Raw genomic sequence first — 15,549 nt, forward strand, 5'->3', positions numbered from 1 at the left:
CGGGCGTTTCGACGTTAGCCGGTAACCTGAAGTCATGCCCCGTCCCCGACTCGTCATCCTTGTCCTCGCGTGCCTGGTCACCCCGATCACCCTCACCGGCTGCACCCAGATCGGCGACGGCATCTCCGGAGGAGTGGAGCAGGCGATCGAGGATGCCTCCGGCGGGGCACTCGACGTGAACCTCAGCGGCGGTCTCCCTGAGGGCTTCCCCGAAGCCGAGGTGCCGCTCGTCCCCGGCGACGTGATGGGGGCGGCGACGACCGTCAACGGCACAGCCGGGTGGGTGGTGAACGTCACTGCGCAAGATGCAGGCGACGCGGCATCCGAACTCCTCACAGACGCCGGCTTCACCGAAACGGGGCGGGCCTCGAACGCCGACGGCTCGGTCCTTTCCACGACGAGCGACAGCTTCCAGGTCACCGTCGTTTCGTCCCCTGACACCGTGGTGTACACGGTCGTACCGCTCTGACCGATGCGACGGCGCGACCGCCCGGCTCCCTACCCTGAACGAGCGGCAACCCGGCAGGGAATCGCAGTCGGAATAGCCACTGCTGCATACGGTGTGTCATTCGGGGCTTTGGCTGTTGCCGCCGGGCTCGACGTCTGGCAGGCCTGTGTTCTCAGCCTGCTGATGTTCACCGGAGGGTCGCAGTTCGCGCTCGTCGGTGTTCTCGCGTCCGGTGGTGTTGCCGCCGGACCGGCGGCCGTCGCCAGCGCTGTGCTTCTCGGGTCCCGCAACGCCGCCTATGGAATGCGGATGAAGCCTCTCGTCGGCGGTAACGGCTGGTTGCGGGATGCCGCAGCGGCCTGGATCACCATCGACGAATCGACAGCGGTCGCCCTCGCCCAGGACGACCCCGCCGCAGCGAGGCGTGGGTTCTGGGTGACGGGGACCGTCGTATACGTCGGCTGGAATCTCACGACTCTGGCCGGGGCGCTGATCGGCGATCTGCTCGGTGACACGCGCGCGTACGGGCTCGATGCAGCGGCGGCCGCTGCCTTCCTCGGGCTGCTCTGGCCCCGGTTGAAGAGCCACCAGACCATCGCCGTCGCCGGAGCCGCTGCTGTGCTGGCCGCTGCCCTCACCCCGGCTGTCGCGCCGGGGGTTCCGGTCATCGCCGCGGCGCTCGTCGCTGTTGTCGTTGGCGTCACGAACTGGCTGGGCCCACGGCATCCGTCCGGAAACGGGGGAGTGGCATGACCGTCTGGCACGTGGTGCTTCTTGCCTCGATCGCGTGCGTGGCGATCAAATTGGCCGGATATGCGGTGCCGCCGCACTGGCTGGAGAAGCCGGCGGCCGCCCGAACCGCCGACCTGCTCACCGTCGCCCTGCTCGCGGCCCTCATCGCGGTGCAGACGCTCGGCACGGGCCAGCAACTCGTGCTCGACGCCCGGGTCCCCGCTCTCGTCGTCGCCGCAGCGCTGTACTGGCTGCGGGCGCCGTTTCTCGTGGTGGTCGTCGCGGCTGCCGTCGTCGCTGCGCTGCTTCGCCTGTGGGCGGGGATGGCTTGAGCGAATCGGGTCTCTGTGGACTCGAGAGTGCAGCCGGCGCGAACCCGATCAGGCGAAGAGCGCCGAGCCGACCCAGCCGCCTTCGGTGGCACCCGCAGGTACGGCGAAGATGCCGGACCCGATGTGTCTGACGTATTCGTTCATCAGGTCGCTTCTCCCCAGCCGCTTCTGGATCGGGATGAACTGCGTGCGCGGGTCGCGCTGGAAGCAGATGAAGAACAGCCCGGCGTTGAGGCGGCCGAGTTCGTCGTTGCCGTCCACGAAGTTGTATCCGCGACGCAGCAGCCTGGCCCCATTGTTCGTGCTCGGATGGGCGAGACGCACATGGGCGTCGCGGTCGAGTGCAGTTCTGCCTGACTCGTCGAAGTCCGGTTCGGTGAATTCGGTGCCGCCGGTAAGCGGACGCCCGTCGCCCTTGGTCCTGCCGACGATCCGCTCCTGCTCGCCGAGCGATGCGCGGTCCCAGGTCTCGATGATCATCCGGATCTTGCGCGCGACGAGGTACGAGCCTCCGGCCATCCAGTCGGCACCGTCTTCTGAGGCCGCCCAGACCTGGTCGGTGACAGACGCGCTGTCCTCGGCCTTGATGTTTGCGGTCCCGTCCTTGAAGCCGAAGAGGTTGCGCGGCGTGACCTGTGTCGTCGAGGTCGATGACGTGCGACCGAAACCGAGCTGTGACCATCGCAGCGCCGCCCGGCCGAAAGCGATCCTCGACAGGTTACGGATGGCATGGACCGCCACCTGAGGATCATCGGCGCAGGCCTGGATACAGAGGTCACCACCTGAGATCCGTTCGTCGAGCGTGTCTCCTGCGAAGTGCGGCAGGTCAACGAGTGCTGCCGGTCTGCGTCCGGCGATTCCGAAGCGGTCGATCCCGTCAGCCGTCGTGAACAGGGTCGGGCCGAAACCGAACGTGATGGTCAGCCCGGCCGCTGGCAGCCCCTGGGCTTCGCCGGTGTCGTCCGGTGGGGCGACATCCGATCCGCCGACCGCGCCGTCCTCGCTCACATCGAGGCTCCTGGTCAGCCGCGCCGCGGCAAAGGTCCAGTCCTGGAGGAGTTCGATGAGGTCGGCACGGTCCGTCGTGCGTGACACGTCGAACGCGGCGAAATGCAGACGGTCCTGAGCCGGCGTGGTGATCCCCGCCTGGTGCGCGCCGAAGAATGGGTACGTCGTCGCCGTTCCTGCTGGGATGGCGGCGACGGCAGCGCCGATGGCGGCACCGGATGCTCCGCCAACGGCGAGCCCACCGGCTGCGGCCCCGGCGAGGGCGAGCAGGCCGCGACGGGACAGGCCGCTCCGCTCGGAGTGCTCCGGCCCGGGTTCAGCCATGTCTGCCTACTCCGTCGGTTCGGGGATGTCGAGAACGGTGTGGGTGAGAACGGCCAGCGGCTCGGCGAGCGCGTTGATGCCGTCTGAGAGCTCCTTGATCTGTTCCGGGGTCAGCTCGTCGTAGTAGGTGAAGCCGTCCGCCAGACTGCCGTGCTGCGCCAGCAGGAAGTTGAGGTTCTCGAACTGCTCGTCGATGTCGGCGACAAGCGCGCTCCCGTCTTCGCCGCGTGCCTCCGCGATCTCGCGGACGTTCCCGTATGCGACGGATGCCCCTTCGACGTTGGCCTGGAAATCCCAGAGGTCGGTGTGACTGAATTCGTCTTCCTCGCCGGTGATCTTCGACGCGGCGACCTCGTCGAGCAGCCCGATGGCCCCGTTCGAGATGTCGGACAGGGTCACGGTGAAGTCGTCCGAGTAGACGAGGTCGTACAGCGTGCCGACGTCGGAGATGAGGTCGTCGGCGAGTATACGACGTTCGGCTGCGCTGCTCGGGGTGAAGCCGTCCGGAGCCCACAGATCCTTCTCGATCCGGTGGAATCCGGTGAACTCGATGCCGTCTTCCTCCGCCATCGGCTCGCGGAAGTCGAGCTGGGGGTCGAGGTCGCCGAAGGCTTCAGCTGTCGGTTCGATCCGTTCGTAATGCACCCGGGTGGTGGGGAACAACGAGCGAGCCGTGTCGTCGTCGCCCGACGCATATGCTTCGGCGAACGTGTCGACGGCGGGAACGAGTTCGCCGACCTGGTCCTTCACGTATGAGACGTAGTTGGTCACCGCAGCATCCGCACGTTCCCGCTCGTCGGCGTCGACCGCGCCGGTTGTTCCGGTCACCGTGAACTCCGCTGTTCCGATCCCCGCACCGACCATGCCGAGCTTGCACTCCGTGTAGTAGGTACCTGGTTCGAGCTGGATCACGTAATCCACGGTCTGCCCTGGGGTGATGTTCTCCTTCTCACCGACGATCCGGAGTTTGTCGTCGGCGAGGATCTCGAACTCGTTCACGGCCGTGCCGTTGTTCGTCGCACTGAAGGTGATCGCGCCGGATGTCGCCGTCGCGGCCGACACGGCGCAACTGTCGTCGGTGATGGCGACCGTCAGCGCTTCGGTTCCGGTGTTGTTGGCGACGCAGCCGGACAGGGTGATGACAGCGACGGTGAGGGCGGCGAAGCCGAGGACAGGCCTGATGGTCATGAGGTTGCTCCAGAGAGGGGGGCGGATGCGGGGATGGGGGATGCTGTCGGGCGACCGGTGAGTCGTGCGAAGAGCGGGATGCTGACGGCGACGTAGGCCAGCCAGCCGCCCAGCTGGAGCCAGGTGGGTGCCGGGGTGAAGTTGACGGTTCCGCCGAGCAGTGTTCCGTACCAGCTCGTCGGAGGGATGGCGGCGCTCACATCGAAAGCGGTCACACCCCAACCGGGAAGCAGGCCGGCCTCCTGCAGGTCGCCGATCCCGTAGACAAGCACGCCGGCTGCGACGACGATGAGGCCGTAGCCGGTCCAGGTGAAGAACGCGGTGAGGTTGATAGTGATGAGGCCGCGGTAGATGAGCACCTCGAGAACGACGGCGGTGGCGATGCCGAGCAGCACGCCGGTGACCGCTTCTGTCCCCGTGCTGCGTGGCCCGACGGTCGACCAGACGAACAGGGCGGTTTCGATGCCTTCGCGTCCGACGCTGAGAAAGGCCAGAAGAACGAGGCCCCAGCCGGCACCGGATGCCGCACGGTCCACGCCTGTGCGCAGGTTTCTGCTCAGGTCTCGGGCCGTCCGGCCCATCCAGAAGATCATCCACGTGACGAATCCGACAGCGATCAGCGACAGCATCCCGCCGATGATCTCCGTGGCCTGGAAACTCAGGCCGTATGGGCCGAAAGTGAGCGCGGCCCCGGTCGTGAGCGAGGCAAGAATCGCGACGCCGACCCCGGTCCAGATGCGGGGCAGAAGGTCCCGTCGGTCGATCTTGACCAGATACGCGATGAGGATGCCGACGATGAGCGCCGCTTCGAGGCCCTCGCGGAGGCCAATCAGGTAATTTGCGAACACGGATCCTTCTGGGCGGTACGGGCACGCGCCACTGCTGTGACTCGGCCAAGTGGGAGGGGAGGTTAGCTTAGGCTAACCAAACATGACCTTAGCCGGGAGCTCGCATGCTGTCCAGCTACACTGTGGCGAGTGACCTCGACCGACATCCAGCCGCCCGCCGTCTCGCCCGGTTCGCGCGTGACGCCCGGCACACGCATCGCCGGGGCGGCGTTGTCGTTCTTCGTCGGAGCCGTCTACGGCGCTGTCGGCACCGTCGCACACCAGAACGTTCTCCGAATCGGGGAGCTCACGCTCCCGGTTGCGCTTGTCCTCGCCCTGATCGGGGCACTGGCACTCCTCATCGGGTTCCGGCTCGTCTTCGTCGACCGCCTCGCCGTGATCTGCGCAGCGCTCGGCATGATCGGAGTCATCGGGCTGTTCTCCCTCGCGAGCAGCGGCGGCACCGTTCTGATCCCGCAGGGGGTTCCCGGGTTGATCTGGACGGTCGGACCGGTGCTGATCGCCACCGTCGTCGTTGCCTGGCCGCGGATGCCACAGCGACCCCCGGCGTCGCACGACGGGGTCGCGAACGTGCAGGCGCACGAGCAGCACCGGCCCGAGGCGTAGACTTGCCTCACCTGTTTTCGAAGGGAATCAAGCAACTGTGACCTACGTGATCGCCCTCCCCTGTGTGGATGTCAAAGACCGAGCGTGCATCGATGAATGCCCCGTCGATTGCATCTACGAGGGCGAACGATCGCTGTACATCCACCCGGATGAATGCGTCGACTGCGGTGCCTGTGAGCCGGTCTGCCCGGTCGAGGCGATCTACTACGAGGACGACCTGCCCGAGGAATGGGCCGACTACTACAAGGCGAACGTCGAATTCTTCAACGAGGTCGGCTCTCCAGGCGGGGCAGCGAAGGTCGGCGTGATCAAGTACGATCACCCGGTGATTTCCGCCCTCCCTCCCCAGGCCTGACCGGTGGCGCTCCAGCCACTGCCCGACTACCCGTGGGATGCCATGGTGCCGTTCGCGGCCCGCGCGCGCGCCCACCCTGACGGCATCGCCGACCTCTCCATCGGGTCCCCGGTCGACCCCACACCGGAAGTCGTGCGTTCCGCGCTCGCTGCGGCGACCGACGCGCACGCCTACCCGACGACGGCCGGAACTCCCGCGCTGCGTGAGGCGATCGTGGACTGGTTCGCGCGCAGGCGCAGCGTTCCCCGCCTCACGGTCGACGAGGTGCTTCCGAGCATCGGCTCGAAGGAACTCGTCGCCCTCCTGCCTTTCATGGTCGGTGTCGGTCCGGGCGACGTCATCGTGCATCCGCGTGCCGCATACCCGACCTATGCGATCGGAGCCGCTCTCGCCGGTGCAGACGCAGTGGCATCCGATGACCCATCCGAATGGCCGGAGAACACCAGGCTGGTGTGGCTCAACTCGCCGGGGAACCCGGACGGCCGAGTGCTCGACGTCGACGAACTGCGGCGCGCTGTCGGACGTGCCCGCGAACTCGGTGCGCTGATCATCGACGACGAGTGCTACGCCGAACTGGGTTGGGCGCGCGGCTGGGATGCGACGCCGATTCCCAGCATCCTCGATCCCCGGGTCACCGACGGCGACACATCGGGAATTCTCGCGATCTACTCGCTGAGCAAGCAGTCCAACATGGCCGGCTACCGGGCGGCGTTCGCGGCCGGCTGTGCCACGACCATCGCCCGTCTGCTCAATGTGCGTAAACACGCCGGACTCATGCTTCCCGGCCCGCTCCAGGCGGCGATGATCGCAGCCCTCGGCGACGACCAGCATGTCGTCGATCAGAAGGCGCTGTATCAGGCCCGCCGCGACGTCCTGCTTCCGGCGCTGGAAGCCGCAGGCTTCCGCGTCGACCGTAGTGAGGCAGGACTCTACCTGTGGGCAACGGAGGACAGGGACGCGTGGGATTCGATCGGTCGTCTCGCCGACCTCGGTATCCTCGCCGGTCCCGGCTCTTTCTACGGCGACTTCTACCCTCAGCACGTCAGGTTGTCGCTCACCGCGACGGATGAACGGATCAGCTCGGCCGCCGAGCGTTTGCGGGAGAGCGTTGCTGGGGGATAGCTCCAACCGCGTCACGGTGTCGTTGGCGGATGCGACAGTTGGCTCAGGAGCCGATTAGGCTGTATTCGGACTGCGCGCCGCTGACAGCGATTCGTGCACGGGTTTCAACGAACGAGATACACCATCACAAGGAGGCGCCGTGGGCGACGTCGAGCAGGACTTCCGTGCAGGAAATCACAAAGCGACGCTGACCTACCCCGGTGGCACCGCAGAGTTTCCGCTCCTCGGCTCCAGCCAGGGTGCCTCGAGCATCGACGTGTCGACGTTGACACGGCAGACGGGTCTCACTGCACTCGACTACGGGTTCGTGAACACGGCAGCGACGAAGTCAGACATCACCTACATCGACGGTGACGCTGGCATCCTCCGCTACCGCGGGTATCCGATCGAGCAGCTCGCCGGGTCGTCGACCTACCTCGAAGTTGCCTGGCTCCTCATCCACGGCGAACTGCCGACCGCAGACCAGCTCGGCCAGTTCGACGAAAAGATCCGCAGGCACACGCTCCTCCACGAGGATCTCAAGCACTTCTTCTCCGCTCTGCCCCACACGGCCCACCCGATGGCCGTCATCTCGAGTGCGCTCTCGGCGCTCTCGACCTACTACGAGACCCCAGCAGACCCGCACGACCCCGAACAGGTCGAGCTCACGACCATCCGGCTGCTCGCGAAACTGCCGATCATCGCCGCGTACGCGCACAAGAAGGCACTCGGCCAGGCCTTCCTGTACCCGGACAACAGCCTGAGCTTCGTCGACAACTTCCTCCGTCTGAACTTCGGCAACATGGCGGAGTCGTACGACATCGACCCCGTCCTGTCGACCGCCCTCGACCGTCTGCTGATTCTGCACGCCGACCACGAACAGAACGCGTCGACGTCGACGGTCAGACTGGTGGGTTCCACCGGTGCGAACCTGTATGCGTCAGTCTCCGCAGGCATCAACGCGCTCTCCGGTCCGCTGCACGGCGGCGCGAACGAGGCCGTACTCGAGATGCTCGGGCGGATCCGTGACTCCGGCGAGGGTGTCCAGCGATTCGTCGACCGGGTGAAGAACAAAGAAGACGGGGTGAAGCTCATGGGCTTCGGTCACCGCGTCTACAAGAACTACGACCCGCGCGCCAAGATCGTCAAGGAGAGCGCAGACGAGGTCCTCGCACAGCTCGGCGTCTCCGATCCCCTCCTGGACCTCGCGAAGGAACTCGAGCAGATCGCCCTGGAGGACGACTACTTCAAGGAACGTCGCCTCTACCCGAACGTCGACTTCTACACTGGCGTCATCTACAAGGCGATGGGCTTCCCGACCCGGATGTTCACCGTGCTGTTCGCCATCGGCCGGCTGCCCGGCTGGGTGGCGCACTGGCGCGAGATGAACACCGACCCGCAGACCAAGATCGGTCGTCCGCAGCAGCTGTACACCGGTGCAGTGGAACGCGACCTGCCGCAGCGCTGACGGGCATCCGATGACTGCCTCGACAGGAAAACGGCTCCTGGCCAACGTCGTCGATCCCCGGCGGATCGAGTACGGGGTGGCCTCCTCCGTGGTTGTCGGCGCACTGAGTCTCGTCGATCCGGCGAAGCTGTCCCTCGGCGGACGGCTGGCATTCCGCGGCTTCACCGCCGCTGTGACCGGAGGCCTCGTGCTCCTCGAACTGCGGCGATCGGATGCTCTGCGAGACAACCCGATCGCACGAGCGGGGATCATTGCCGCCCTGGTCGGCACGACCTTCGGGCTCGGTGAACTGAGCGAGCGAATCGACGCGAGAATCGTCGGCGTGCTCAGGCGCGCCGGGGTGCGTCGTCCACGGCTGAGCATCGCCGTGGCATCCGCAGCGCTCTCGCTCGCGGCCTACCGCATCGATCCGGCCCAGACCGAAGCCGACCACGACGGCTCTGACGGGGACTGGCCGCGATTCACGCCAGTCGACCCCGCTGTCCGGGCCCTCGTCGATGGGATGCTGTCAGCGACCGACGGTCACGGTGCAGCCGAACTGCGTGCCCACTGGCCGAGCGCCCGCGTGGAGCACTGGTCAGACGATGACGAGCGGGTCTTCAGCCGCTGGCTCGAGTTCTCCGTCGACGAGAGCCTGCCGCGTGCGGTGCCGCACGACGCCACATTCCCCGTCCGCGCGCGTTTTCTCAGCAGCGCCGGGGTACCGGTCGAGGCGTTCCTTCTCGTATCAGGCGGACGTCCGCGGTCGCTGCTGCTCGACGTCGTGCCGGACACTCCGGAACTCGACGGGTTCGGCGGCGACGACCCACTTGACGACGTCGACTCCTGGCCGCCGATCGACGCGGTCGCCTTCATCCTCGACACAGCCTGACTCCGACGGCGAGCGGAGGCCCGCCGTCGAGTCTCCGCGATTACGGGGACAGCGTCAGAGTGTCACGCGTCGCCTGCTTCACGGCATCCGGGCTGAACGGCCAGACCCGGGTCTCGTGCTTCTGCCAGAGCGTCGTCTGGTCGACGTAGTTGCTGTGGTACGCGTGGCCGGAGGCGCCGGTGAGATTGATCCACGTCGACGCGTCGAAGTCGGACAGGTCGACGACCTGCCGCATCGACGGGACCCAGTCGACCGTGTAACCGTCCGGTGCGTACCAGCCCACAGCGTTGACGACGGAGGACCCTCCGCCCAGTTCGTACGGCCCGCGGTTGAACAGCATCTCGATCGGAGCGATGCCCGACTCGCCGAAGCTGCCGTTGCGGATGGTGAGGGTGTGCAGTTCACCCCAGGTCCAGTCGTCCGGGTTGCTGCCCATGGTGCGCTCGGCCTCGGTCCACGCTTCACTCAGCGCGAGCGTGAGGGCGTCGTCCCTGGTGACGATGGAATCGTCCTCGCTCGCCCACCACTCCGATTCTGGGTCGTCGAGCAGGCCGGCGACGACCTGGAACCACTGCGAACCGCCCGCCGGCGGGGTCTCGTCTGGCACCTTCGGCGCGAAGGTGTTCTCGAGCAGGTTGCGCCAGAAGATGTTGAAGTAGGCAGCCTCGGCGCTGTCGGCGTCGTCCGAGAAATCCCAGCCTTCGAGGAGATCCGTACCGAGCCTGGCGTTGCTCGACGGCGCGAGGTCGGCGATGTATGGCGCCAGCCGTTCGGCGATGGCGTTGGTGTTGTCTGCCTGGATCGAACTCATGTCATCTGCGGTGAAATCCGCGCCGGATGCTATTCCCTCCTCGATGCGCTCGACGATGCGTGATGCACGGTAACCGGCATCCCAGTCGCGGGTGATCAGGCTGGGAAACGATGCCCCTGTGACCGCATTGTTGGCGGTGACGATGTAACCGGACGGAGGGTTGAACAGAGTCGGCAGCGATTCGAAGTCGAGGTAGCCCGACCAGCCCGTTCCGCTTGTCCAGCCGGACTGTGGCACGGTTCCGTCTCCACTCAGCCGCACAGGGATGAGCCCGGGGGCCTGATAGCCGATGTTCCCGTCGACATCGGCGTAGAGGAGGTTCTGTGACGGAACGTCGAAGAGCTTCGCACCCTCACGGAACGAATCCCAGTCGGTTGCCTGGTTCACCGCGAAGATCGCGCCGGGAGTGCGTCCCGGTGTCAGCGCCGTCCACTGCAGCGACAACTCATAGCTGCCATCGGGGAGCTCCGCCGTCGCCGGATAGTCGGCGGCGATCGTTCCGAACTCGTCGCTGATGTCGGTGACAAGCGGGCCACGGGACGTCGAGCGGATGCGGATCGGGACGTTCTCGCCGCCGGCCACCTTCACCGTCTCCTCACGGATGGTCAGAGGTTGCAGGACACCGTCGAGTTCGACCGTGTCATCGGAGACCTTCTCGAGGTAGAGGTCGGCGACGTCCGGTCCGAGGTTCGTGAACCCCCAGGCAACCTGACTGTTGTGGCCGATGATGATCCCTGGCATGCCGGAGAAGCTGAATCCGCCGACGTCGAACGGGCAGGCTTCAGACACGGTGGAGCAGCGGAGGCCCATCTGGTACCAGACCGAGGGGAGCGCAGGGCCGAGGTGCGGGTCGTTGGCGAGGAGCGGCAGGCCGGACTCGGTCAGTTCGCCGGAAACGACCCACGAGTTCGAGCCGATGTCGGACCCGGCACGCCCGAGCAGGGCGGGCATCGCCGCGAGGATGCCGCGCAGCTCGACGAGGGAGTCGACGGTCTCGTCACTGATCGCTGCGATCGGGGTGGCGGTTCCGACGGATGCCGGTGCAGGGGCAGGCGGGTCGGACGGAACGATGGTCGGGTTCTCGCTGTACGGGTACGGCGGGTAGACCTGCGCCATCTGCTCCGGAGTCAGTTCGGTCGCCATGAGCGTCCGGTCGATCTCGTCTTCGAGGTTGGAACGGAGATCCCATGCCATCGCCTTCAACCAGGCCACGGAATCCGCCGGAGTCCATTTCTCGGGTTCGTAGCCGGGGTTCTGCAACCCGAGCACGGCGTACTCGAGCGACAGGTCGGCACCACTCCGCTGGTCGAGGTAGGCGTTCACACCGTCGGCGTATGCCTGGTACCAGCCGAGGGTCTTCTCGTCGAGCAGCGCGACCTCCTCTTCGGCGACCGCTCGCCAGCCGAGGGTGCGTACGAAGGTGTCTGTTCCCACCTGCGCCTCACCGAACAACTCGGCCAGGCGGCCGCTCGTCACGTGGCGACGGAAATCCATCTCCCAGAACCGGTCCTGCGCGTGGACGAACCCCTGAGCGAGGAAGAGATCGTGAGCGCTGTCCGCCTCGAGCGTCGGGATGCCAGCGTCGTCACGCAACACGGTGACCTCCCCGTCGAGCCCGGCGACGGTGAGGTCACCGGCGAGCTGTGGGAAAGAGCGCTGCACGGTCCAGACGAGGATGCCGCCGCCGAGAAGAACGACGACGACGAAAACGGACACGATGCTGAGAAAGACGGTGAAGGCGCGTGAGCGTCTGCCGGGTGTCCTGGTGCTGGCCACATCACTCCTTTGTGAGAGGTCGGGAAAATGATTCCGGTCAGGCGTGCAGGGCGGCGTTCAGCTGGATGCCGGCACCGCTGCGGGGGAGCACCTCGACGGCACCGCTGAGAGAATTGCGACGGAAGAGGATGTTCGGCACTCCGGACAACTCGACGGCCTTGACGGTGAGGGGGCTGCCGTTGTCCGTGGTCCGGCCGTCGAGAACGACGACTTTGGTCCCAGCAGTGACATAGAGGCCGGCCTCGACGACGCTGTCGTCTCCGATCGAGATGCCGATACCTGAGTTGGCGCCGAGCAGCGCGCGTGCACCGATCGAGACCCGCTGTGTTCCGCCACCCGAGAGAGTTCCCATGATGGATGCGCCGCCCCCGATGTCTGAACCGTCCCCGACGACGACGCCCTGGGAGATGCGGCCTTCGACCATCGACGATCCCAGTGTGCCTGCGTTGAAGTTGACGAAACCCTCATGCATGACGGTGGTACCTGGTGCGAGGTGGGCACCGAGTCGCACACGCGACGCGTCGGCGATGCGTACCTTCGCCGGGGTGACGTAGTCGAGCAGGCGCGGGAACTTGTCGATCCCGGTCGCGTGGATGCCCTGTCGAGACAGCGCCGGGCGCAGACGGTCGAAGTCCTCGGGTGCCACCGGGCCGGCATTCGTCCAGACGGCGATCGGAAGGTGCCCGAAGATACCGTCGAGGTTGAGGGTGTTCGGGCGGACCAGGAGGTGACTGAGCAGGTGCAGGCGCAGGTAGGCATCTGCGGTGTCACGCGGCGGTGCCTGAAGGTCGATGTCGACTGTCACGATGTCGACGCGCACGTTGCGACGCTCGTCCGGGATGGCCAGCGCTTCGATCTCTGCTGGGGCGATCCAGCGTTCGCGCCCGACGGGCAGTGTGCCGAGGCGCGGTTCCGGGTACCAGGTGTCGAGGACGGTTCCTTCTGCGGACACGGTGGCGAGGCCGTAGCCCCACGCGTGTGTCGGTGCGGAGCTGGGCTCGGGAGCGGAGGTCATGGGTCAAGGCTAGCGAATCCAGCCTGCGCCCGACGACGCCGGGCCGCAGGGTTTCGACGACCGTAGACTGGGGCGATGCCGGAATCGTTCACCACCGTCCCTGTTCTCGACCTCGCCGCCGGAACGGTGGAACTCACCCGGGCGATCTGTGACATCGAATCGGTGTCCGGGAACGAAGCCCTCCTCGCAGACGCCATCGAGCTGGCGCTCGTCCCGTTCTCTCACCTCGACGTCATCCGCGACGGAAACACCGTCGTCGCCCGGACCGCGCTCGGCCGGGACACCCGTGTGATCATCGCCGGCCATATCGACACTGTTCCCCTCAACGACAACCTCCCCACCCGGTTCGAGACCATCGACGGGCGCGACTATCTCTGGGGCCGTGGGACGGTCGACATGAAGGGTGGCGTTGCCGTGCAACTGGCGCTCGCCGCCGAACTCACCGCTCCTCTCGTCGACGTGACGTGGATGTGGTACGACAACGAAGAGGTGTCGAGCGATATCAATGGCCTGCGGCTGCTCGCCGAACGCCGCCCCGACCTGTTCACCGGAGACTTCGCCATCCTCGGTGAGCCCACCAGGGGAGACATCGAGGGCGGCTGCAACGGAACGTTGCGCGTCGAGGTGTCGACAACCGGCCGTCGCGCCCATTCGGCCCGCAGCTGGGTCGGTGAGAACGCCATCCACAAAGCCGCGCCGATTCTCGAGATCCTCGCCGCATACGAGCCCCGCTCGACCGAGGTCGACGGGCTCGTCTACCGCGAGGGGCTCAATGCGGTCCGTATCACCGGGGGAGTCGCGGGCAACGTCATCCCTGACGCCTGCACCGTCGAGGTGAACTACCGCTTTGCGCCCGACAGGACGGCAGCGCAGGCGGCGGATGACATCCGTCACGTTTTCGCAGGTTTCGACGTTCTGCTGACGGATGCCGCCGACGGCGCCCGGCCGGGACTGGACGCACCGATCGCGCAGGAGTTCCTCTCCGCCGTCGGGGGGCGAGCGCTCCCGAAGTACGGCTGGACCGATGTGGCCCGCTTCTCGGCCCTGGGCATCCCCGCGGTGAATTACGGCCCGGGCGATCCGCTGAAAGCTCATGCCGACGACGAACGGGTCGCGCTCGACGAGATCACCGGCTGCGAGTCCGCACTCCGGACCTGGCTGACCGGTGCCAGTGACTGACCTGGAACACAGGTCGGTGCCCGACCTGTTGCGGCGCATCCCGTGGTGGGGGCAGGCGCTTCTCATCTTTGCTGCAGCCCGCATCGTCACCACGGGCATCCTTCTCGTCGTTGCCGCCGGGCAGCCCGCGAATGCCTGGACCGGAGCGGGCCCCGGTTACGCCGATTTCGCGTCGATCTGGGACGGCCGCTGGTACAACATCGTGGCCGAGGCCGGCTATCCGAGTGAGCTGCCGCTGACCGCTGACGGGCACGTCGGCGAGAACGCCTGGGCGTTCATGCCGGTGTACCCGGCCGTCGTTCGCCTGCTGATGCTCGTCACCGGGCTGCCGTGGGCGCCGGCAGCTGTCGTCATCTCCGTTGCATGCGGCTTCGCGTCTGCCGTGCTCATCGCGAAGCTGTTCCGCATGGTGCTTGTTCCGGCGACGGCGATGTTCGCGGTCGTGGTGTATTCGGTTTCGCCGCTGGCACCGGTCCTGCAGGTGGCGTACGCCGAGTCGATGCACCTTCTGTTCCTCGCGGCGGCACTCTGCCTGGTGCTCGAGCGCCGGTACTGGGTGCTTCTCCCTCTTCTCGCCGTGATGTCGTTCACGCGGCCGAGCGGACTGGCCTTCGCCCTGTTCCTCACCCTGCACGTCTGCTACCGCTGGTGGCACCGCCGCCGCGAACCCTTCCCGCGCGGCGAGGTGGTCGCGGCATCGGTCACCGCGGTCGCGAGCGGGGTGTTCGGACTCGGCTGGCTGCTCGTCGCCTGGGCGGTGACGGGCTCGGTCACGGCATACACAGACACCGAACTCGCCTGGCGATCCAGCTACATCGGCTACACCCATCTGGTTCCGTTCGCGCCGTGGTTCCAGGGCCTCGACTGGTGGGCGGTCCGCTGGCTCGGTCTTCCCCCCGGCTTCTGGTGGGGTCTCTGCGGAGTGGCCGTGCTCGTCGCCGGTGCCGTTGCGCTGCTCGTATCGCGACCGGCCAAACGGCTGGGGGTCGATCTGCGACTCTGGGTGGCGAGCTACCTGATCTATCTCTTTGCGGTCTTCTTCCCCCAATCCAGTACGTTCCGGCTGCTCATGCCGGTGTTCCCACTCGCCGGAGTCGTGGCGCAACCACGCTCGCCGGCGTACCGCATTGCCGTGGTCGCGCTCTCTCTCGCCGGGCAGGTGGGCTGGGTCCTGATCGCCTGGAGGGTCGACGGATACGACTGGACGCCGCCGTGATCGTGACCCCAGTTACGGGCACTGATGCTGTCGGATTTCGTCTGCCCGCCCTGCATGGCGGATAATAGAAGTCAAAGCCACGAAAGGGGAGCCGAATGGCAGCGATGAAGCCGAGGACTGGGGATGGGCCAATGGAGGCCGTGAAGGAGGGTCGGTTGATCATCGTGCGGGTTCCGCTCGAAGGCGGCGGGCGACTCGTCGTCTCCGTGAACGATGCAGAGGCCAAAGAACTTCACGATGCACTTGCCGGGGTTGTTTCTCCGGCGTAGTC

16 protein-coding genes are annotated in these 15,549 nt (G+C 66.5%); 11 read left to right on the plus strand and 5 right to left on the minus strand.

Translation table 11 applies throughout. The features are described 5' to 3' along the window. Positions 1-34: 34 nt before the first annotated feature. From IWX78_RS11640 to IWX78_RS11650, 3 genes are read left to right on the plus strand one after another with little or no spacing between them, the layout of a single operon-like run. Positions 35-469 carry a hypothetical protein gene (locus IWX78_RS11640; protein ID WP_196833683.1) on the plus strand — a complete coding sequence of 145 codons (435 nt, stop codon included), beginning with the start codon at positions 35-37 and terminating at the stop codon, positions 467-469. A gap of 3 nt (positions 470-472) precedes the next feature. After that, positions 473-1,201 carry an AzlC family ABC transporter permease gene (locus IWX78_RS11645; RefSeq protein WP_196833684.1) on the plus strand — a complete coding sequence of 243 codons (729 nt, stop codon included), beginning with the start codon at positions 473-475 and terminating at the stop codon, positions 1,199-1,201. Then, a complete protein-coding gene (locus IWX78_RS11650) occupies positions 1,198-1,512 on the plus strand; it encodes an AzlD domain-containing protein (protein ID WP_196833685.1) in 315 nt (104 codons plus the stop codon). Before IWX78_RS11645 ends, IWX78_RS11650 begins: the two co-directional genes overlap by 4 nt. Positions 1,513-1,560: 48 nt before the next feature. On the opposite strand, the gene efeB is transcribed toward IWX78_RS11650, so the two are convergent. Genes efeB through efeU form a run of 3 tightly spaced genes read right to left on the minus strand, consistent with a single transcriptional unit; the run spans position 1,561 to position 4,880 of the window. Then, on the minus strand, positions 1,561-2,844 hold the full coding sequence (efeB, locus tag IWX78_RS11655) for an iron uptake transporter deferrochelatase/peroxidase subunit (protein ID WP_196833686.1): 1,284 nt from the start codon (positions 2,842-2,844) through the stop codon (positions 1,561-1,563). A gap of 6 nt (positions 2,845-2,850) precedes the next feature. Further along, positions 2,851-4,032, minus strand: coding sequence for an iron uptake system protein EfeO (gene efeO / locus IWX78_RS11660; RefSeq protein ID WP_196833687.1), 1,182 nt, complete (start codon positions 4,030-4,032; stop codon positions 2,851-2,853). Further along, positions 4,029-4,880 carry an iron uptake transporter permease EfeU gene (gene efeU, locus IWX78_RS11665; RefSeq protein WP_196833688.1) on the minus strand — a complete coding sequence of 284 codons (852 nt, stop codon included), beginning with the start codon at positions 4,878-4,880 and terminating at the stop codon, positions 4,029-4,031. Before efeU ends, efeO begins: the two co-directional genes overlap by 4 nt. Positions 4,881-5,009: 129 nt before the next feature. Here efeU and IWX78_RS11670 point away from each other — a divergent pair, with 129 nt between their 5' ends. The 5 genes from IWX78_RS11670 (at position 5,010) to IWX78_RS11690 (ending at position 9,281) form a co-directional block, all read left to right on the plus strand. After that, positions 5,010-5,486, plus strand: a complete 477-nt coding sequence (locus tag IWX78_RS11670; protein ID WP_196833689.1) for a hypothetical protein — start codon at positions 5,010-5,012, stop codon at positions 5,484-5,486. A gap of 37 nt (positions 5,487-5,523) precedes the next feature. After that, positions 5,524-5,841: a ferredoxin gene (gene fdxA, locus IWX78_RS11675; protein WP_196833690.1), complete on the plus strand. Its 318-nt coding sequence runs from the start codon at positions 5,524-5,526 to the stop codon at positions 5,839-5,841. Positions 5,842-5,844: 3 nt separating this feature from the next. Next, positions 5,845-6,963 carry a succinyldiaminopimelate transaminase gene (dapC, locus tag IWX78_RS11680; RefSeq protein ID WP_196833691.1) on the plus strand — a complete coding sequence of 373 codons (1,119 nt, stop codon included), beginning with the start codon at positions 5,845-5,847 and terminating at the stop codon, positions 6,961-6,963. A gap of 139 nt (positions 6,964-7,102) precedes the next feature. Then, complete coding sequence (locus tag IWX78_RS11685; protein ID WP_196833692.1) at positions 7,103-8,410, plus strand: citrate synthase; 1,308 nt, start codon at positions 7,103-7,105, stop codon at positions 8,408-8,410. Between the two features lie 10 nt (positions 8,411-8,420). Continuing rightward, positions 8,421-9,281, plus strand: a complete 861-nt coding sequence (locus tag IWX78_RS11690; protein ID WP_196833693.1) for a hypothetical protein — start codon at positions 8,421-8,423, stop codon at positions 9,279-9,281. Between the two features lie 40 nt (positions 9,282-9,321). On the opposite strand, the gene IWX78_RS11695 is transcribed toward IWX78_RS11690, so the two are convergent. Then, complete coding sequence (locus IWX78_RS11695; protein WP_196833694.1) at positions 9,322-11,868, minus strand: penicillin acylase family protein; 2,547 nt, start codon at positions 11,866-11,868, stop codon at positions 9,322-9,324. Positions 11,869-11,905: 37 nt separating this feature from the next. Beyond that, positions 11,906-12,883, minus strand: a complete 978-nt coding sequence (gene dapD / locus IWX78_RS11700) for a 2,3,4,5-tetrahydropyridine-2,6-dicarboxylate N-succinyltransferase (protein WP_196833695.1) — start codon at positions 12,881-12,883, stop codon at positions 11,906-11,908. A gap of 75 nt (positions 12,884-12,958) precedes the next feature. Here dapD and dapE point away from each other — a divergent pair, with 75 nt between their 5' ends. From dapE to IWX78_RS11715, 3 genes are all read left to right on the plus strand, one after another. Next, a complete protein-coding gene (gene dapE / locus IWX78_RS11705) occupies positions 12,959-14,062 on the plus strand; it encodes a succinyl-diaminopimelate desuccinylase (protein ID WP_196833696.1) in 1,104 nt (367 codons plus the stop codon). Beyond that, positions 14,049-15,278: a hypothetical protein gene (locus IWX78_RS11710; RefSeq protein ID WP_334684698.1), complete on the plus strand. Its 1,230-nt coding sequence runs from the start codon at positions 14,049-14,051 to the stop codon at positions 15,276-15,278. The genes dapE and IWX78_RS11710 overlap by 14 nt, the downstream gene beginning before the upstream one ends. 95 nt (positions 15,279-15,373) lie before the next feature. Beyond that, complete coding sequence (locus tag IWX78_RS11715) at positions 15,374-15,547, plus strand: DUF3117 domain-containing protein (protein WP_084361480.1); 174 nt, start codon at positions 15,374-15,376, stop codon at positions 15,545-15,547. Positions 15,548-15,549 lie beyond the last annotated feature (2 nt).

The sequence above is a fragment of the Mycetocola sp. CAN_C7 genome, assembly GCF_015752285.1.
Lineage (GTDB): Bacteria > Actinomycetota > Actinomycetes > Actinomycetales > Microbacteriaceae > Mycetocola_A.